This is a genomic window from Plantibacter sp. Mn2098, from assembly GCF_049319745.1.
Taxonomy (GTDB): domain Bacteria; phylum Actinomycetota; class Actinomycetes; order Actinomycetales; family Microbacteriaceae; genus Plantibacter.
This window is the reverse complement of record NZ_JBMOUH010000004.1, coordinates 170,240-188,042: the sequence shown is the minus strand read 5'-3', so window position 1 is coordinate 188,042 and position 17,803 is coordinate 170,240. Positions and strand designations below refer to the sequence as shown.

Annotated in this window: 16 protein-coding genes; 6 read left to right on the top strand and 10 right to left on the bottom strand. The window is 68.3% G+C overall.

All coding sequences use genetic code 11. The features are described 5' to 3' along the window. Positions 1–150: 150 nt before the first annotated feature. The 5 genes from ACL9RL_RS08205 to ACL9RL_RS08185 all read right to left on the bottom strand — a co-directional run bounded on the left by ACL9RL_RS08205 (position 151) and on the right by ACL9RL_RS08185 (position 6,406). Complete coding sequence (locus ACL9RL_RS08205; protein WP_422779738.1) at positions 151–2,292, bottom strand: DUF2264 domain-containing protein; 2,142 nt, start codon at positions 2,290–2,292, stop codon at positions 151–153. Next, positions 2,289–3,161, bottom strand: a complete 873-nt coding sequence (locus ACL9RL_RS08200; protein WP_422779737.1) for a sugar phosphate isomerase/epimerase family protein — start codon at positions 3,159–3,161, stop codon at positions 2,289–2,291. Before ACL9RL_RS08200 ends, ACL9RL_RS08205 begins: the two co-directional genes overlap by 4 nt. Continuing rightward, the gene (locus tag ACL9RL_RS08195) at positions 3,158–4,111 is read right to left on the bottom strand and encodes a carbohydrate ABC transporter permease (RefSeq protein WP_422779736.1); all 954 of its coding nucleotides are present in this window, start codon (positions 4,109–4,111) and stop codon (positions 3,158–3,160) included. Before ACL9RL_RS08195 ends, ACL9RL_RS08200 begins: the two co-directional genes overlap by 4 nt. Continuing rightward, positions 4,111–5,043: a carbohydrate ABC transporter permease gene (locus ACL9RL_RS08190; RefSeq protein WP_422779735.1), complete on the bottom strand. Its 933-nt coding sequence runs from the start codon at positions 5,041–5,043 to the stop codon at positions 4,111–4,113. Before ACL9RL_RS08190 ends, ACL9RL_RS08195 begins: the two co-directional genes overlap by 1 nt. An 85-nt stretch (positions 5,044–5,128) precedes the next feature. Then, on the bottom strand, positions 5,129–6,406 hold the full coding sequence (locus tag ACL9RL_RS08185) for an extracellular solute-binding protein (protein ID WP_422779734.1): 1,278 nt from the start codon (positions 6,404–6,406) through the stop codon (positions 5,129–5,131). A 207-nt stretch (positions 6,407–6,613) separates the two neighbouring features. Here ACL9RL_RS08185 and ACL9RL_RS08180 point away from each other — a divergent pair, with 207 nt between their 5' ends. Further along, positions 6,614–7,204 (top strand): hypothetical protein, encoded by a 591-nt coding sequence (locus ACL9RL_RS08180; RefSeq protein WP_422779733.1) that lies wholly within the window; start codon positions 6,614–6,616, stop codon positions 7,202–7,204. A gap of 75 nt (positions 7,205–7,279) precedes the next feature. On the opposite strand, the gene ACL9RL_RS08175 is transcribed toward ACL9RL_RS08180, so the two are convergent. Next, positions 7,280–8,263, bottom strand: a complete 984-nt coding sequence (locus ACL9RL_RS08175) for a hydroxyacid dehydrogenase (protein WP_422779732.1) — start codon at positions 8,261–8,263, stop codon at positions 7,280–7,282. Positions 8,264–8,475: 212 nt separating this feature from the next. Here ACL9RL_RS08175 and ACL9RL_RS08170 point away from each other — a divergent pair, with 212 nt between their 5' ends. Next, complete coding sequence (locus ACL9RL_RS08170) at positions 8,476–9,165, top strand: NUDIX domain-containing protein (protein WP_422779731.1); 690 nt, start codon at positions 8,476–8,478, stop codon at positions 9,163–9,165. A 158-nt stretch (positions 9,166–9,323) separates the two neighbouring features. After that, positions 9,324–10,727: an FAD-binding oxidoreductase gene (locus tag ACL9RL_RS08165; RefSeq protein WP_422779730.1), complete on the top strand. Its 1,404-nt coding sequence runs from the start codon at positions 9,324–9,326 to the stop codon at positions 10,725–10,727. Between the two features lie 9 nt (positions 10,728–10,736). On the opposite strand, the gene ACL9RL_RS08160 is transcribed toward ACL9RL_RS08165, so the two are convergent. The 4 genes from ACL9RL_RS08160 to ACL9RL_RS08145 all read right to left on the bottom strand — a co-directional run bounded on the left by ACL9RL_RS08160 (position 10,737) and on the right by ACL9RL_RS08145 (position 13,270). Then, entirely contained in the window at positions 10,737–11,114 is a 378-nt protein-coding gene (locus tag ACL9RL_RS08160) for a YciI family protein (protein WP_422779729.1), read from the bottom strand. Positions 11,115–11,252: 138 nt separating this feature from the next. After that, the gene (locus ACL9RL_RS08155) at positions 11,253–11,639 is read right to left on the bottom strand and encodes a GntR family transcriptional regulator (protein WP_422779728.1); all 387 of its coding nucleotides are present in this window, start codon (positions 11,637–11,639) and stop codon (positions 11,253–11,255) included. Beyond that, the gene (locus ACL9RL_RS08150) at positions 11,636–12,568 is read right to left on the bottom strand and encodes a hypothetical protein (RefSeq protein ID WP_422779727.1); all 933 of its coding nucleotides are present in this window, start codon (positions 12,566–12,568) and stop codon (positions 11,636–11,638) included. The genes ACL9RL_RS08155 and ACL9RL_RS08150 overlap by 4 nt, the downstream gene beginning before the upstream one ends. A gap of 234 nt (positions 12,569–12,802) precedes the next feature. Continuing rightward, positions 12,803–13,270: a MarR family winged helix-turn-helix transcriptional regulator gene (locus ACL9RL_RS08145; RefSeq protein WP_422779726.1), complete on the bottom strand. Its 468-nt coding sequence runs from the start codon at positions 13,268–13,270 to the stop codon at positions 12,803–12,805. A gap of 174 nt (positions 13,271–13,444) precedes the next feature. On the opposite strand from ACL9RL_RS08145, the gene ACL9RL_RS08140 reads away from it, so the two are divergent. From ACL9RL_RS08140 to ACL9RL_RS08130, 3 genes are all read left to right on the top strand, one after another. Continuing rightward, positions 13,445–14,716 (top strand): MFS transporter, encoded by a 1,272-nt coding sequence (locus ACL9RL_RS08140; protein ID WP_422779725.1) that lies wholly within the window; start codon positions 13,445–13,447, stop codon positions 14,714–14,716. 162 nt (positions 14,717–14,878) lie between these two features. Beyond that, positions 14,879–15,736, top strand: coding sequence for an aldo/keto reductase (locus ACL9RL_RS08135; RefSeq protein WP_422779724.1), 858 nt, complete (start codon positions 14,879–14,881; stop codon positions 15,734–15,736). A 334-nt stretch (positions 15,737–16,070) separates the two neighbouring features. Next, positions 16,071–17,762 (top strand): ABC-F family ATP-binding cassette domain-containing protein, encoded by a 1,692-nt coding sequence (locus ACL9RL_RS08130; RefSeq protein WP_422779723.1) that lies wholly within the window; start codon positions 16,071–16,073, stop codon positions 17,760–17,762. Positions 17,763–17,803 lie beyond the last annotated feature (41 nt).

The window sequence follows — 17,803 nt, the reverse complement described above, 5'->3', positions numbered from 1 at the left end:
GGAAATCCAGCGATCGGCGATGTTGGCGTGCACGAATTGAAGGAGTTGTGCTCGATGGGATGTGGCGGGGCGGCGGGCCCTTCGACAGGCTCAGGGACCGGGCGGGGCGGCCAGGGACCGGGCGAGGACCCGGGCAGGGACCAGGCGGGATCAGAGGCGGGTCGGCCAGGGCAGGGCGTCGAGATCGATGGCGGTGGGTACGGTGCCATCGAGCCAGTCGATCGAAACGGTGGTGTTCACAACCGTGACCGATGCGGCATCCGCGAGCGCCGAGGCGGACGCATCACCGGTGAGCCTAGCGAGCGCGACGAGGATCGTCGTCGGGAGCGCACCATCGGCCGATGCCGCGGTCAACTCCGGCACAACGGCCCAACTCCCGAACGCGGTCCCGTACTGCGCCGCCGACGTCGACGAACCAGTCCAACCGACGACACCGACGACATCGGATCGCAGCCACTCCACAGGAGCCCCCGGCCCCTGACCCTGTCGACGGGCAGCGAGCTCCACGGCTGCCGCGACAACCCCGGCGCCGCCGGCGGACGCAACGAGCTCCTCCGGCCGCGCAGCCGCCACGGCCCACCCGGCCAAGCGCACCCGCGACCGCGGAGGGATCCCCCGCAACCGGTGGATCCGCACCTCGACGGCGCCACGAACGGCGACGACCGTCTCGATGCGCGCCGACGGCAGGATCGGCCCGCCCACGGCATCCGGACTCGCGTCGAACGGCCCGTAGACCGTGAACCGCGGCGCGTGCCACGACGCCATCCAGCCGTCGCCCGATGCGACATGGTGCACCCGTCGCCGCACGCTCCACACACCGCGGACATTGACCTGGAGGTCGTTGTCGGTCACGTTGTGCAACGCCGTCGGTCCCGTGCGGGTGGAATACGCGAACCGCCCGTACAGCGGATCGGCCGCGCCGGCATCGGCCTGATGCGGCTTGATGTGATCGCTGCCGTGGTTGTGGACGCGCACGATGCCGTCGACCGCCGTGGACTGGATGATCAACGCCGATGCGTCGACGGCTTGCACATAGTCGGCCGTGTCGGCTTCGAGCGGCTCTTCGACTGCGGTCCACACGGGGTGGTCGTCCGGCAGCAACAGCGCTGCGAACCCCTTCGACGTCCAGTACGGCGACCCCGGCCCGGAGTAGCGCTGAACGGTCGGCTCGTGCTCGCCGTGCCACCCGAGCGTGAGGATGCCGTCCGTCGTCGCATCGCGTTCGAAGAAGTAGCGGAGGTCGGCGGACAGGATGCGCCGGGACTGTCCGTGGGTGAGCGGGGTCGCACCGGTGACCTCACCCATCGCGATGGCGGCCAGCGTCCCCATCCGGTACGTCATCGATCGGCCCATGTAGATCGGTGCGCCGTTGCGATCGAAGGTGCGCGCGAACGTTTCCAGGAACAGTTCGAGTCGCGGCGTGAGCTTCGCGGCGAGCGCATCCTCACCCCGCAGACGTGCGTGCAGGAGCGGGTAGAGGTGCAGCGCCCAGCCGATGTAGTGGTCGAACGCTTCGCCGTCTCCGTCGCTGTACCAGCCGTCGCCGCGGTACCACTCCTCGATGAGGGCGAGCCCGCGCTCGATCACGTAGGACGTCTGCTCGTCGGCCCGCCCGACACCCTCGAGGAAGCTCGCGATCGTGAGGGGGAAGAGGTACCAGTTGTTGGACGACGGTTCCTTGTCGATCGCGTTGCGCAACCAGGCGACGACTCGGTCCTGCTCATCGGCCGCGAGAGTTTCCCACGACGCCTCACGCGTGAGGTGCAGGCTGAGGGCGATCGATGCCGCCTCGACGTGCGGCTGACCGTCTCGGCCGATGTGGTCGATGATCGGCCACGAGTCCGCGTCGTCGACGCCGACGTGCTTCGTCCCGGCGACGACGCCGCGCACGTAGCGGGCAAGGTGCCCATGCGGGTCGACACCGCGGTTGCCGACGTGCAGGAACGCGGCCAGGAGGAAGGTCCGGGCGAAACCCTCGATGCCGTCGGTGCGGACACCCTGCTGCGATGGCTTCCCCGGGAGGTCGAGCCGCGAGCCGCCCGGCGAGGCGAAGCGGGCGGCTGACAGGAGGAGGTCGTCAGCCGCGGCGACCCAGTGCGCGCGCGTAAGACCCGTGTACGGACTGAGCTCGCGGTCCTCCGCCGGAACGTCGACTCGGGTGAACGATGCTGCGAAACGGTCGATCGGGCCGTGGAACGGCGAATGCCGACCAGCCGACGAACCGCTGTCCGGTGCGGTGTCTGCAGGAGTGGCAGCAGTGGCAGCGGCGAGGGCGGGCGCTGGATCGGTCACGAGGATGCTCCTTGGTCGAAGAGGTCGGCCGCCCAGATCCGGGTGGCGCCGAGGGCTGAGTCGAGCGGGGTGAGGTCTGGGTGCCAGGCGCGCTCCCATTCGAGGACCGCCCAGCCGTTCCAGTGGCGGGCGGCGAGAGCCGCCGCGAGATCGCTGATCGGATAGGTGCCTGCACCCGGTTCCGATGGGACGGGGTCGGCGATGGCGTGCACGTCCTTGATCTGCAGGTGGCTGAGCCAGGGCAGGAGCAGGTCGAGGCTCTCGGCCGGCGACTCACCGTGGGTCCAGCTGTGCGCGGTGTCCCAGATGACGGCGACGTGGCCGCCCTGTTCCGCTCCTGCCAGGCGGAGGAAGCGGGCGATGCTCGCGGCCGTTGAATGTGAATCGTGGGTTTCGATGAGTACCCGCACCCCGGTCTCGGCACACACCGGTGCGACCGCGAGCAGACGGGCGATGGCACGTTGCTCGCCCTGGGTCGGGTCGGCGGCCGCGCCACCGGCACCGGCACCGGCACCACCAGGCTCGGGGTCCTTCATAAACACCCGCACCCCGCCGGCGCCCACAGCGGCGGCGAGACGGACGTGGGCGACGAGGTCCGCGAGGACGGCATCCGCCCCGTCTCCTCCGCCTGAGCCACCCACGGCGCACAGTCCGACGTACGACGACAGTCCGAGCGGCACGACCCCACCCTCGGCGAGCGCAGCCCCCACGGCTGCACCCGCCGAGAGGGTCGTCCCCGGTTCGAGGACTTCTCCTGACGCCACCCGGATTTCAACCCCGAATGCGTCGTACGCACGAGCCAGTTCCACGATCCCGGGGGTCGTGATGCCGGGTTCCCCGAGTGTGGAGAACCCGTATCGCGCGGTCATCCCTTGATCCCCGTGCTCGCGAGGCCGGCGATGAAGTAGCGCTGCCCGAAGACGAACAGGGCGATCATCGGCAGGACGGCGAGGGTCGAGATGGCCATGAGGAACGGCCACTGCGGTTGCCCCGAGCTCGATTGGGCGAACGTCGCCAACCCGAACTGCAGCGGTCTGAGGTCCTCGGAACTCGTGGCGACGAGCGGCCAGATGAACCCGTTCCACGCCGATTCGACGTTGAACAGCGCGATCGTGACGAACGCGGGCTTCGCGAGCGGTGCCATGATCCGGAAGAAGATGCCCACCTCGGAGAGGCCGTCCATGCGGGCGGCGTCTGCCAGGTCGGCGGGCAGCGAGACGAAGAACTGCCTGGCGAGGAAGACGTACAACGGCGCCGAGATGAACGGCACGATGAGCGCCGCCCACGTATTGATCCAGCCTGTTCCGCCCTGCCCCAGCAGGTCGTTCCCGCCGGCCAGCGGAATACTCCGCACCACGATGAACAGCGGCACGATGATGACCTGGAACGGCACGCCGAGCAACAGGATGAAGTAGGAGAGGATCGTTCCTTTCCCCTTCACAGGCAACTGGGCGAGCGCGTATCCGGCGGCCGTCGCGATGAGCAGCAGCGGGATCGTCTGTCCGATGACCACGATGAAACTGTTCCGGAAGTAGGTGAGGAACGGCGCAGCATCGAACGCTTCCACATAGTTCTGCCAGTGGAGCGCCTTCGGCAGCCACGAGAACGAGTTGACCTCGTCGAGCGATTTGAGCGAGGTGAGCACCATCCAGAGGAACGGGACCACCATCAGCAGACCGCCGACGATGAGCGCCGCGTACAGGACGATGATGGCGGGCCCCGGCTTCTTGCGCGGGCGGTCGTCGCTGGTCCCTCGTTTGCCCTGCGGAACGGTGATGGACCGCGTGGTCTGCGGGTCCGGAGCGGTGAGCGTCGACATCAGAGTTCCTTCCGTTCGCGCTGGGTCAGACGGCCGAGGTAGATCATGACGCCCACGAAGATGAACATGATGACGGTCTCAGCGGACGCGTAGCCGATGTGGAGACGGGCGAACGCGTTGGTGAAGATGTCGAAGGTGAGGACGTTGGTCGCATTCGCGGGGCCGCCCTGCGTCATCACGTAGACGAGGTCGAAGACCTGGAACGAGCCGGCGATCGAGGTCACGAGGACGAAGAACTGCACCGGTCGGAGTGCCGGCCAGGTGACGTTCCAGAACAACTGCCAGCGGTTGGCGCCGTCGAGGCGGGCGGCTTCGACGAGTTCCTGCGAAACCCCCTGCAGTGCGGCCAGGTAGATGATCATCTTCGATCCGAGCCCCTGCCACACCCCGATGAGCATGAGCGCGGGGAGGGCGACGTTGGGGTCGGTCAGCCAACCGGAACGGGCGATGCCGAAGAACGCGAGGACCTCGTTGGCGAGACCGCTCGACGGGTTGTAGATCCACAACCACACGGCAGACACGGCGACGGCCGAGGTGACGACGGGGATGTAGAAGAGGGTGCGGAACACACCACGAGCCCGGATCTGCTGATTCAGCCCGACCGCGATGAGGAGGGCGACGCCCATCCCGATCGGCACCACGACGATCGTGTACAGGAGCGTGTTGACGAACGCCTGCTTGAACGACGCGTCCTGGAACAGCTTCACGTAGTTGTCGAGCCCGATGAAGTCGCCCTTGCCGGCGATCCGCGCATCGGTGAAACCGAGGAGCACCACGATGATCGTGGGCACCGCCATAAAGATGATCGAGTGCAGGAGCGCCGGAGCGAGGAGGATCCAGCCGGCACGGGCTTTCGCGCGCTCGACCCCCGAGGTTCTGGCCCGCTGGCGCCGCGGCGCCGTCCTGGCGAGCGGTTCGCTGATCGTCGTCACGAGTTGATCTCTCCTTCGAGTTGCTCGGATGGAAGTGGTGCCGTGGGTGGTGCACCGGTCGGCGCACCACCCACGGCCGGTCGGGTCAACCCTGCGCGATGGCCTTCAGCTCGTCGAGGGTGTCCTTGGCGGTCTTCTGACCGAGGATGACCTGGTCGAGCGCCGGACCGAACTTGGCCCGGAAGTCGAGGAACGAAGCGCCGCCGTACTCGAAGACGCCCTTGTCGAGGTTCTCCCAGGCGAACTTCGCCGCCGGGTTGGACTCCACGAAGTCGCTCGTGCCCGCGTTCTTGTTGACGGGCACGCCGACGTCGATCTTCGAGATGGCCTCCTGGATCGCATCGTTCTGGAACGCCTTCACCATGCCGAGCGCCGCCTCGGTGTTCTTCGATCCCTCACCGACGCCGACGACGCGGCCGCCGACGTACTGGACCTCCTCCTTGTCCTTCAGGTTGAAGTAGACGAGGTCGTCGCACTTGGCGCCGATGCCGGCGTCCGAGCAGTCCACGTACGGTCCGGTGAAGCCCATCGCCGCTTCACCCGTGGTGACGAGCGAGGTCTTGGCGGAGTTCTGGTATCCGTAGGTGGACGACTTGTCCTCCGAGATCATGTCGTGGATGAGCGTCAGCGCATCGACACCGGCCGGGCCGGCGAACGTCGGCTCGCCCTTGGTGAACTCGTTGGCGCCCTTCGCCCCCATAAACGCCACGAACTGCTGACGGTAGTTGCTCGGCGGGGCCCAGAAGTCGAACCCGGTCTGCGTGATGTTGCCCGCCGCATCGCGGATCGTGAGCTTCTTCGCGTCCTCGCGGAGCTCGTCGAGGGACTGCGGCGGCTTGGTCGGGTCGAGCCCGGCCGCCTCGAACGCGCTCTTGCTGTATGCGACGAGACGCGGGTTCGCGACGACGGGAACGGCGTACACCTCCTTGTCGAACAGCATCGGGTCGACGAAGCTCGGATACACCGAGTCCTTCAGGTCGTCCTCGGTGATCCCGAGTTTCGTCAGGCTCTGCAACGCGCCGAGGTCCGCGAGCGGCTGCACCCAGCCGACACCCGCGCTGATCACGTCGTAGCTCTGGCCGGAGGCGAGCGACGTGGAGATCTTCTGATTCAGGCTGTCGTACGGGACGAAGTCCGACTCGACCTTCACGTTGGGGAACTTCTTGTGGAACTCGGCGACGATCTGGTCGAAGACGCCCTGGCCGACATTGTTGGCCGGGAAGTTCGCGACGAGGACACGGATCGTGCCGCTGTCCCCACCGCTTGCGGCCGCATCGCCGCTGCCGCTGCCACCGGTCGAGCATCCTGCCAGTGCGACGACGGCTGCGAGGCTCATCGCCCCGAGTGCGAGTTTCTTCTTCATGCTGTGTGTGACCTCCTTGTCAGACGCCCGAGCCGAAGCGGGGGCGGCGCCAGACCATGCGGGAAAGCGCTTATCCCATTGTTTGCAGCGGTCCGAAAGGGGTGCAATGATCGGTGCGCCCCCTGGAGTGTCCGCTTCGCGCCCGGTTCGATTCCCGGAATTCTCGGCTGGCCGTACGCTGTCGGCACGAGCACAGGAGGCTGAACGATGAAGATCATCCGCGGGTTGGACACGATCGGGAACGCGCTGATCCTGCAACTGTTGTTCGTGGTGTTCTCGATCCCCGTCGTCACAGCGGCACCGGCGGCGATCGCGCTGCAGCGCCAATGGTCGGCGTCGCGCGCGGGTGAGAAGACGACGCTCGCCGGGTTCGCACGCGAGTTCGCGGCGGCATGGCGGACGTCCTGGGTCGCCGGGATCGTGTTCCCGATCATCATCGTCGGGTATGTCGGATCGCTGCTGTTCTGGCGCGCGGCGGACGGACTCATCGGCGCCGTCGCGTTCGGGCTGCTGCTGGGGCTCGGCCTTGCGACGTCGGCCTACTATCTGGCTCTGCTCGTGACCGTGGCGCGGGTGCGCGATGAACGGTGGCCCGCGCTGCTGCGACTCGCGATGCGCGAGCTGCTCGTCAAGGTGCCGCGGTACATCGCGGCACTCGTCGTCCTGATCGTCTGGTTCGTGCTCGTGTGGCTGTCGTTGCCGTTGCTGCTCGTCGGCTCAGGCATCGTGCCTGCCGCGACGGCTCACACGGCCGGCAGCGACTGGAGGCGGCGCGCGCCAGTCGGTCCGGCGCGCTGATCCGGCCGCAGCCGCTGCCCGGTCGCTGAGCACGTCGAAACCCGGTTGCTGAGCTCGTCGAAGCGCACCGAAGCGTCAAGCCAACCGGTCGTACGTCTCCGGGCGTACCTCGAACACGAGGTCGGCGTGGTGCACGAACCGGTCGATCTCGTCAACGACCACATCACCCTGCATCTGCCTGGAGTGCGTTGTGACAGCGCCGATGTGCGGTGTCAGGATGACGTTCGGCATCGACCACAGCGGGTCGTCGGACGGGAGCGGTTCGATGTCGAACACGTCGAGCGCCGCGCTCAACCGGCCGCTGCGGAGTTCGGCGATGAGCGCCTGGGTGTCCACGATGGCAGACCGTGCGGTGTTCACGAAGATGCCGCCGTCCGGGATGAGGGCGAGTCGGTCGGCGTCCAGCATGCCGCGCGTCTCCTCGGTCACCGGCGCGTGCAGTGCCACGACGGAGCAGCTCGCGAGGAGTTCATCGAGCGATGCCAGCTGCACGCCCATCTCGTCGGCGTCCCGTCTGGACAGGTACGGGTCCGAGACGACAACGTCGCCGCCCATCGCGGTCAGGTACTCGATGTATGCGCGGCCGACGCGGCTCGCGCCGATGACACCGATGCGAGTCCCCGCGATCGTCCGCCCGAGCCCGTACGACAGCGCGCCATTCCAGTCCTTGCGCTGCATGCGGCGGTCGACGTCGTTGAGGTTCCGCATGAGCGATTGTGTGAAATACAGCGCGAGCTCTGCGACCGATACAGCCATCCCGGATGCAGCCTGCGTCACCCGGACGCCCTCGGTGAGGAGCTGCTTCGGGACGATCTTGCGGATCGTGCCGGCGCTGTGGGCGACGAGGCGGAGTCGGTCGTCATCGTTCCTCGCGACGTGGAACGGGGCCGAACCCCACCCGGTGACCACGATGTCGTAGTCGAGTCGTGCTTCCGGCCGCAACCGGATCGAGGGGCGGTCTACCGTTCCGAGCTCCGACAATCGTTCGTACCGTTCATCGTCGAACAGCTCGTCACCGAGTTCTGGAGTGAGATCGAGGAGAATGCGCGGGCGCGCCATCTGGATACCTTTCATGAAGCCCGGGGAAAACGACGATGTTCGAACGATCGGGCTTGCAGTACGGCTAGCTTAAAGACGCTTTCCAGTGCCAACAACGGAAACTGATTGTGGGGTCGTGCCCGGTTCGTCTGCGTTTGGTCCGGATCCGTGCACACACGATTCAGGGGAAAACCCCGTGGCCTCGTGTCGGTCATCCCTCATACACTCGGGCCATGACCCCCGATCCACGAACCACTCAGACCGGCCGCCCCGGAGTCGACGTCCCCGACACCCGCGGGCGCATCGGGCTCCACCGCACCGGACTCGACCTCGACGGCAATCCGCGTGTGCAGGTTCGCGAGGTCGAGGTCATCGCATCGCCCTGGCACGTCCTGCGGCGCACGACACTCGACGTGCAGAACCGGGACGGCACCTGGACCACCCAGCAGCGGGAGACGTACGACCGCGGCAACGGCGCCACGATCCTGCTCTACAACCGGCCGTCGCGGACCGTCCTGCTCACGAAGCAGTTCCGCTATCCCGCCTACGTCAACGGGCACCCCAGCGGCGACCTCATCGAGACCGCAGCCGGACTGCTGGACGATGACGACCCCGAGACCGCCGTCGCCCGTGAGGCGTTCGAGGAGACGGGCTACCGGGTCGATGCGCTGGAGCACGTCTTCGACGTCTACATGAGTCCCGGTTCGGTCACCGAACGACTCCACTTCTATGCCGCCGAGTACGACCCGCGCGACCAGGCCGGTGCGGGCGGGGGCCTCGCGGAGGAGGGTGAGGAGATCGATCTGCTTGAGCTCGACATCGACGACGCCATCCGGCGCATCGGCACCGACATCATCGACGCCAAGACGATCATGCTGCTGCAGTGGGCCAAGCTGAGCGGCCCGTTCGCAGTGGTGCGCTGACGTCCGCCACCGCGGTCCCTGAGCCTGTCGAAGGGCCCTAGCCCACTCCACCCCACCCCGACCCCCGGTCCCTGAGCCTGTCGAAGGGCCCACACCCCCACCACCCGGTCCCTGAGCTTGTCGAAGGGCCCGCCCCCACCCCCGGAAGGACACCCCCCATGAGCAACGTCGCTCCCCCACCCGCCGATGCATCCCCGGAGCCCACCGACTCCACCGACTCCGCCCCCTCCATCCCCTCCGCCCTCACCCTCACCGACCTCTCCGCATCGCTCCCCGGCGTCGTCACCCTCCCCGGAGACCCCGGCTGGGATGCCGCCCGCACCCCGTGGAACCTGTCTGTCGATCAGCGGCCGGCAGCCGTCGCCGTCCCGCGGGATGTCGACGACGTGCAGGAGATCATCGCGTTCGCCGCCGCGTCCGGGCTCCAGGTGGCCGTGCAGGTCGCGGGCCACGGTGCGAGCGGGTCGCTCGAGGGCAGCATTCTCGTGCGGTTGAGCGCGTTCACCGAGATCGAGGTCGATGCGGAAGCGAAGACGGTACGCGTCGGCGCCGGTGTCAAGTGGGGCGAGGTCCTGCCGCATCTCGACGGCACGGGTCTCATCGCGATGGCCGGCAGCAACCCGAACGTGAGCGTGTGCGGCTACCTGCTGGGTGGCGGGCATTCGTGGTTCACCCGTCGTCACGGCATCGCCGCGCACTCCATCCGTGCGGTCGACATCATCGACGCGTCCGGCGATTTCCATCACATCGACGCCTCGAACCACCCGGAGCTGCTGTGGGCGCTCCGCGGCGGGACGGGCGATGTCGGGGTGGTCACGGCCCTCGAACTCGACCTCTACGACGCCCCTGAGCTGTACGGCGGGAAGCTCCTGTTCCACGGTTCGCTCGCGAAGCGGTTGCTCACCACCACGGCGGAGGTCGCCCGGAACTCAGGCCGAGACCTGTCGCTGTCGGCGGGTGTGCTGCGGATGCCCGACATCGAGCAGGTGCCGCCGCCGTTGCGCGGACTCGTGGTGACCTACGTCGACGCCGTCTTCGTCGGCCCGGCCGCGGAGGGCGCCGACCTGCTCGCGCCGTTCTTGGAGATCGGGGAGCCGATGATGAACACACTCGCACCGTTCACGATCGGCGCTCTGTCGGCTGTGTCCGCCGAGCCGGTCGAACCGGCGGCGAGCCGTGGGTGGGCCGGGTTCGCGCCGGAGGCGAGCGAGGCGCTCATCGACGGCATGATCGAGCTCGTCGGGCCGACCGGCGGCGAGGGGGCGACGTTCGCACAGCTGCGGGTGCTCGGCGGCGCGTTGCAGACGGGCGACTGGTCAGGTGGCGTCGCGGGCGGTGTGGATGAGGACTTCATCGTCTACGCACTGTGGGAGGGCGGCGAGGAGGCGGGTCCGATCGATGCGACGCCCATCAGCCGACACGCGACGGACCGGGCGTTCGCGACGTTCCTGATGCCGGGCGACACGCTCGCGCGGGCGTATCCGGCCGCGGCACTCGCGCGGCTCGCCGCCGTCACGGCCGCCGCGGACCCCACGAACCTGTTCCGGGGCAACCGGTCCTAGCGTCGCAGTTCAGGACTGGTGCCAGCCCTGCTCGCGATCCCAGACGAGCGCCGACGGACGGACCTCGATGCTGCCCCAGGAGGCCGACGGGCATCGCTCCGCCCAGCTGATGGCCGCGCCGAGGTCCGGCACGTCGAGGATGAACACGCCAGAAACGGGTTCGTCGGCGATCGTGGCTGGGCCGTCGATGACCTCGCTCGCGCCGTTCCGGCTCGTGACGGTCGTTGCGGCGGCCGTTGATTGGAGGACGTCGGCCGAGACCAGCACACCGGCTCCGTCGAGTGCCGCCGCGTACTCGGCGAAGGCCGTCTGCGCGGCGGCCATGTCCTCATCGGAGATCTGACCCTCGGCCGGTTCGCCGTAGTTGAGGAACAACGTGTATCGCATCGTGTGATCCTTTCGTCCGGGCGGCGATCGTGCGACGTACCGGACGGCGCGTCCGCACCGACGCCCACTCCCGATCCTGTCACTGCGGTCGCGTCTCGGCACCCTGAATTTATTGCGGACGCGACCGCAGGTGGCCGGCTACGGGAGCCGGGGCTCGATGTCGGCCGACGAACCGGAGTCGAGACGACGGAGCAACGCGATGGCGCCATCCGCGGAGATCCCGAGGGCACGCATACGATCGAGGAACGCCGCCGCCGCCTGGGTCGCTTGCCTCTCCACCGGATCAGCAGCTCCGGCGACGAACGTCCCGTGACGACCGCGGGTCTCCACGACGCCGTCGCGTTCGAGCTCCTTGTACGTGCGGGCGACGGTGTTGGGGGCGATGCCGAGGTCGCTCGCGAGTTTGCGAACGGTGGGCAGGCGGTCATCCGGTCGGAGTTCCCCCGCGGCGATGAGCGCGATGAGCTGGACACGCAGCTGCTCGAACGGCGGGACGGCAGACCGGCCGTCGACCACGAGCATCATGACTGCACCGCGCGGACCGGCGCAGGAGTGCCGGAGAGCACCTGGGGCCACAGGCGGCGCAGGTAATACTGCTGCGCACCGCGGGTGGAGAACACGATGATCAGCGCAAGGTACCCCCAGGTGAACAGCAGCGGACCGAGATCCGTGCTCCAGCTCGTCCCGTGCATCGCATCGACTCCGGCCAGGAGCCCGACGCCGGCGCTCGCCACCGAGATCCAGATGACGACGGCGACGGTCATCCGGATCGACCGCAGCGTCTCCGCCACGAAGGCGTCGCTCCACGCGAGTTCGGCGGGGTCCGCCGCCGGTTGCGGAGTGCGGAGGACCAGCCGTTCAGCGACGATGCCGCCCACGCATGCGACCGCCCCGACGGCCAGGAGCGGCAGCGCCGCGCTGCCGAAGTACACCGCGGCATCGATGCTTCCGCTGACCCCGAGCGCGACTGCTGCCGCATTCGTGACGGTCGCGACGGCGAGCAATGCCGCCGCGACCATCCGACGGCGCCGGGAGACGTAGTCCGCGGGACCGGTGGCCCTGGACCTGGCGAAGCGGGGAAGCGTCGTGTCCCTCGTGAACAGGGTCTCGCGAAGTGCGGCCACGAGCTCTCCGGCGAGTGTGAAGCCGAGGATGATCGGTACGGCGGCGGTCCAGAAGTAGCTCACGAGACCAGGCTGCGGGTTGGTGAGAAGTGCGGCCGCGGCCACGAGGATCCCGACGAACACCCCGGCCAAGCCGCCGATCGATGTGACGTTGGAGCGTCGCCTCAGCGCGTTGAACGTCGCTTCGGAGTTGATCTGCAGACCGACTCGGCGCGCGAACACCCAGGTGTTGTAGTCCTGGAACCGCTTCGTCGACACGATGATCACGAGGATGATGCAAGCCACCACGAGGAGGGCGGCCAGCCCCCACACGACAGTTGTTCGGAACACGTCGATCCTCTCCGTTTGTATCTGACGACTGTATCAATGTGTCAATACAAAGTCGAGGAGCACTGGCGAGTCTGTTCACAACTCAGGCGAGGCCCGGCGTGCCGCGGCCGAAACGCCGCGAGCGCGGGTCGACACGCCGGGGCGCTCCTGAGTTGCGAACAGACGACGCGCGGGAGCGGCAGCAGCGCGGAGAAGGAGGCGGCTCGACGCCGAACCCGACGGCCGATCAGCCGATCAGCCGACCGCAGCGACCGCTTCGACCGGCTCAAGCCGATGCAGCGCATCGACGAGCGGCGCGAGCTCCGGGAGCGCCTCGGCGGAGGCGAGCGATGCGGCGAGCGCGTGATCATGCACCGGGCGCGCCGCTTCGAGCAACGCGTGGCCCGCCGCGGTGAGCTCCGTGTAAATGCCGCGGCGGTCATCGGCGCACAGGATACGGGTGAGCAACCCACGATCCTCGAGCCGATTGACGAGCCGCGTCGTCGCACTGCTGGAGAGGGCGGTCGCGCGCGCGAGCTGCTGCATCCGCATGTGCCAACCGTCCTGACGGTTGAGCGCATCGAGCACCGTGTACTCGACGACGGACAGCTGGGCCTCGGCCTGCAGCGCCCGCTCCAGGTCGGTCTCGATCGCGCCATACAGCGCGGCGAGCGTCCGCCAACCCTGCGCCCGGATCTCGACGGCGTCGTCTGCGATGCCCATGCTTCCTCCTCGTTCCGCCCATCCGCGTCCAACCACGAACGAACGCCAATTAGTTGCTTGCGCGTTTACCTAGCGTGTGCAACTATATATATCGCGCGTCTGCAACTAACAGCGTACGCGCCATCTCCCGAAACCGCCAGATTCCGGGTCCATCCATCCCACAGGAGTTCAGCAATGCCCATCGGTCTCATCGCACTCGCCCTCGGCGGGTTCGGCATCGGCCTCACCGAATTCGTCATCATGGGGCTCCTCCCAGAAGTCGCCGCGGACCTCGGCGTCACCGAAGCATCCGCCGGCTGGCTCATCTCCGGCTACGCGCTCAGCGTCGTCGTCGGCGCGCTGCTGCTCACCGCAGCAGTCACCAGACTCCCCCGCAAGCCCGTCCTGCTCGCCCTCATGGTCCTGTTCATCATCGGCAACCTCGTCTCGGCCCTCGCGCCCAACTACGAGCTCATGATGCTCGGTCGCATCATCGCGGCCCTCTGCCACGGCGCGTTCTTCGGCATCGGCTCGGTCCTCGCGGCCGACATGGTTCCTGAGAACAAGCGGGCGGGCGCCATCGCGATCATGTTCACCGGCCTCACCGCCGCCAACGTCCTCGGCGTCCCGCTCGGCACCTTCATCGGTCAGCAGTTCGGCTGGCGCGCGACCTTCTTCGTCATCACCGTGATCGGTGTCGTGGCCTTCGTCGGCATCGCGGCACTCGTCCCCAAGCCGAGGCACGATGCTGCACCCGCCGGCTCGCTCCGCTCCGAGCTCGGCGCCTTCCGCATCCCGCAGGTCTGGCTGTCGATCGTCATCACCATCCTCGGTTTCGGCGGGATGTTCGGCGCGTTCACATACATCGCGTACACGCTCACCGAGGTCAGCGGGTTCGCGGCGACCACTGTCCCGTGGCTGCTCGTGCTCTTCGGCGCCGGGCTGTTCGTCGGCAACATCGTGGGCGGCAAGGCCGCGGACCGCAACATCGATCGCACCCTCGTGATCCAATTGATCGGCCTCGCGATCGTGCTCGGTGCGTTCGCACTGACCGCGCAGTCGCAGATCGCGACCATCGCCTGGCTGTTCCTCATGGGCGGCTTCGGCTTCGGCGGCGTCCCGGCCGTGCAGATGCGGGTGATGCGATACGCGTCCTCCGCACCGACACTGGCCTCGGGTGCGAACATCGGCGCCTTCAACGTCGGCAACGCGCTCGGCGCCTGGCTCGGCGGAGTGACGATCACCGCCGGCCTCGGCTACACCTCGCCGATCTGGACCGGCGCCCTGCTCTCCGTCGGCGCCGTCGTGGTGATGCTCGTGGCCGCCGCGCTGGCGAAGCGGAAGGGCGGCGGAACGCGCGTCGCGACCCCCGGCGTCGCTGACGTCGTCGCGACCCCCGCCGTCGCTGCCGTCAGCACCGATATCGACCCCGTCAGCACTGATATCGACCCCGTCAAAACCGTCTGACCCGCTCCACCTCTCGCGCATAACTCCTTCAATTCTCGAGGCGCGTCGGCAAGATCGCCGTCGTTCCGGGCCTCGCGTCTCAGACGCCGCCAAATTGAAGGAGTTATGCGCGAACCACCTCCACCACGTACCACGTACCACGCACCAGACAAGGAGTCACCCATGACCAGCCCCACCACCCCATCTGCCCCGGCCACCCCGACCGTCCCCGCGCTCACGCTCAACAACGGCGTGACCATCCCGCAGCTCGGGTTCGGCGTCTTCCAGGTGCCGGACGATGAGACGACGGAGGCCGTCGCATCGGCTCTGGAAGCCGGCTACCGCAGCATCGACACCGCCGCGATCTACGGCAACGAAGTCGGCACCGGCCGCGCGATCGCCGAGTCCGGCATCGCCCGCGACGACCTCTTCGTCACGACGAAGCTGTGGAACGCCGACCAGGGCTACGACAGCACACTGCGCGCCTTCGACGACAGCCTCGAGAAGCTCGGGCTCGACACCGTCGACCTGTACCTCATCCACTGGCCGACTCCCGCGAAGGACCTCTACCTCGACACCTGGCGCGCATTCGAGCGCCTGTACGCCGAGGGCCGGACGCGCGCCATCGGCGTCTCGAACTTCGAACCGGAACACCTGCAGCGCATCCTCGACCTCGGCGGGACCGTCCCGGCGGTCAACCAGGTCGAGGCGCACCCCGCGCTGCAGCAGCGCGCGGTGCAGGCGTTCGGCGCGGAGCACGGCATCCTCACGGAGGCGTGGAGCCCGCTCGCGCAGGGCGCCGTCCTCGGCGACCCGACGATCACCGACATCGCGACCCGTCTCGGCGCGACCCCGGCGCAGGTCATCCTGCGTTGGCACCTCGATGCCGGCCGCATCGTCATCCCGAAGTCGGTGACGCCCACGCGCATCCGCGAGAACCTCGCGTCGGTCGACGTGCAGCTGACGGTGGAGGACCGCGCGGCGATCGACGCCCTCGACGCCGACGGCCGCACCGGCCCGCACCCCGCCGACTTCAACTGAGTCGACAGCGCGCCCACGCGCGCGCACGCGCCGCAGGAGGCAAACCGCGCCAGAGAAGGATCCCTTAGTCAGATCATCCTTCTCTCGCGCGGTTCTCCTTCTGCCAGGCGGCGGGGTCGCAATGCTGCGCCACGCCGCCGAACGACATCGCGCATCGCTCACCCCGGCGCCCCGCACCCCACCACCCAGCGGCGCGCACCTCCGCTCAACACGTCACCGCGCATCGCTCCCCGTGAACCGACACCTGCCGCGTCCATCGAGGCGAAGCGCCGGATAGACTGGTCGGCTCGCCAGGCGGCGGGCGGCCCCAGGGCCCTCGACGCAAGGAACCGCTATGGGCTACATCGATGTCAGCGACGTCAGTTTCACTCTGAACGACGGCCGTGTCCTGCTCGACGAGGTCTCGTTCCGCGTGGGTGAAGGTGCGGTCGCGGCGCTCGTGGGTGCGAACGGCGCCGGCAAGACCACGCTCATGCGACTCATCCGCGGTGAGTTGAAGCCCGATTCCGGTGTCATCGCGATCGATGGCGGCCTCGGCGTGATGGACCAGTTCGTCGGCCACGTCCGCGATGAGTCGACGGTCCGCGACCTCCTCGTCCGCGTCGCCCCTCCGCGCATCGCCGATGCTGCACGCGCGGTCGACGCCGCGGAGCTCGCCATCATGGAGCACGACGTCGAATCCACGCAGATGGCGTACGCGACGGCCCTCGCCGACTACGCGGACGCCGGCGGCTACGACTCCGAGGTCGTGTGGGACAACTGCACGCAGGCGGCGCTCGGCATGCCCTTCGACCGGGCGCAGTGGCGCAACGTGTCCACCCTCTCCGGCGGCGAGCAGAAGCGCCTCGTCCTCGAAGCGCTCTTCCGTGGTCCGGAGCAGGTCCTCCTCCTCGACGAACCGGACAACTACCTCGACGTCCCCACCAAACGATGGCTCGAGGCGACGCTGCGGGAGAGCCAGAAGACGGTCCTGCTGATCTCGCACGACCGCGAGCTGCTCGCGGAGGCTGCCGACCGCATCGTCACGCTCGAAGTCGGCGCGGTCGGGAGCACGGCGTGGACGCACGGCGGCGGTTTCGCGAGCTATCACGACGCCAGGAACGACCGGATGGACCGGCTCGATGAGCTGCGCCGCCGCTGGGACGAGGAGCGGGTGAAGATCCGGGCACTCGTGCTGCGCCTGAAGGAGCAGTCGAAGTTCAACGACTCGATGGCGTCCAGATACCGTGCGGCGCAGACGCGCATGGCGAAGTTCGAGGAGGCCGGGCCGCCGCAGGAGCGCCCGAAGGAGCAGGACGTCACGATGCGGTTGACCGGCGCACGGACCGGGCGTCGCGCCATCGTGTGCACCGGGCTCGAATTGACGGGGCTCATGCGGCCGTTCGACGCGGAGATCTGGTTCGGCGAGCGCATCGGCGTCCTCGGTTCGAACGGGTCGGGCAAGTCGCACTTCCTGCGCCTGCTCGCGGGCGGCGGGACCGACCCGGACCCGTCCGCCGGGCACCTCGCATCGGCGTCCCAGATCCTGACGCCGGTCGAGCACAACGGGGTGGCGAAACTGGGTGCGCGGGTGCAGCCGGGCTGGTTCGCGCAGGCGCACGAGCATCCGGAACTCGTCGGGCGGACACTGCTCGACATCCTGCATCGCGGCGACGACCACCGGTCGGGGATGGCGCGCGAAGCGGCCAGCCGTGTGCTCGACCGATACGGGCTCGCCGGGTCGGCGGAACAGGTCTTCGAGACGCTGTCCGGCGGGCAGCAGGCGCGGTTGCAGATCCTCCTGTTGGAGCTGTCCGGGGCGACGCTGCTCCTGCTCGACGAGCCGACCGACAACCTCGACCTCGTCTCGGCCGAGGCGCTGGAGGCCGGATTGTCGCGGTTCGAGGGGACGGTCATCGCCGTCACGCACGACCGGTGGTTCGCGCGCGGGTTCGACCGCTTCCTGGTGTTCGGGTCGGATGGCGGGGTGTACGCGTCGGACGAGCCGGTGTGGGACGAGCAGCGGGTGGTGCGCGAGCGACGCTGAGGCTGCGGGCCGCGCCCACCGCTGCACGGCAGAAGGAGAAC

Bases quoted from the DNA above. Each gene is read 5' to 3' on its own strand.
- ACL9RL_RS08200 (WP_422779737.1), bottom strand. From the start codon at position 3,161: ATGACCGCGCGATACGGGTTCTCCACACTCGGGGAACCCGGCATCACG.
- ACL9RL_RS08195 (WP_422779736.1), bottom strand. From the start codon at position 4,111: ATGTCGACGCTCACCGCTCCGGACCCGCAGACCACGCGGTCCATCACC.
- ACL9RL_RS08185 (WP_422779734.1), bottom strand. From the start codon at position 6,406: ATGAAGAAGAAACTCGCACTCGGGGCGATGAGCCTCGCAGCCGTCGTC.
- ACL9RL_RS08180 (WP_422779733.1), top strand. From the start codon at position 6,614: ATGAAGATCATCCGCGGGTTGGACACGATCGGGAACGCGCTGATCCTG.
- ACL9RL_RS08175 (WP_422779732.1), bottom strand. From the start codon at position 8,263: ATGGCGCGCCCGCGCATTCTCCTCGATCTCACTCCAGAACTCGGTGAC.
- ACL9RL_RS08170 (WP_422779731.1), top strand. From the start codon at position 8,476: ATGACCCCCGATCCACGAACCACTCAGACCGGCCGCCCCGGAGTCGAC.
- ACL9RL_RS08165 (WP_422779730.1), top strand. From the start codon at position 9,324: ATGAGCAACGTCGCTCCCCCACCCGCCGATGCATCCCCGGAGCCCACC.
- ACL9RL_RS08160 (WP_422779729.1), bottom strand. From the start codon at position 11,114: ATGCGATACACGTTGTTCCTCAACTACGGCGAACCGGCCGAGGGTCAG.
- ACL9RL_RS08155 (WP_422779728.1), bottom strand. From the start codon at position 11,639: ATGATGCTCGTGGTCGACGGCCGGTCTGCCGTCCCGCCGTTCGAGCAG.
- ACL9RL_RS08145 (WP_422779726.1), bottom strand. From the start codon at position 13,270: ATGGGCATCGCAGACGACGCCGTCGAGATCCGGGCGCAGGGTTGGCGG.
- ACL9RL_RS08140 (WP_422779725.1), top strand. From the start codon at position 13,445: ATGCCCATCGGTCTCATCGCACTCGCCCTCGGCGGGTTCGGCATCGGC.
- ACL9RL_RS08135 (WP_422779724.1), top strand. From the start codon at position 14,879: ATGACCAGCCCCACCACCCCATCTGCCCCGGCCACCCCGACCGTCCCC.
- ACL9RL_RS08130 (WP_422779723.1), top strand. From the start codon at position 16,071: ATGGGCTACATCGATGTCAGCGACGTCAGTTTCACTCTGAACGACGGC.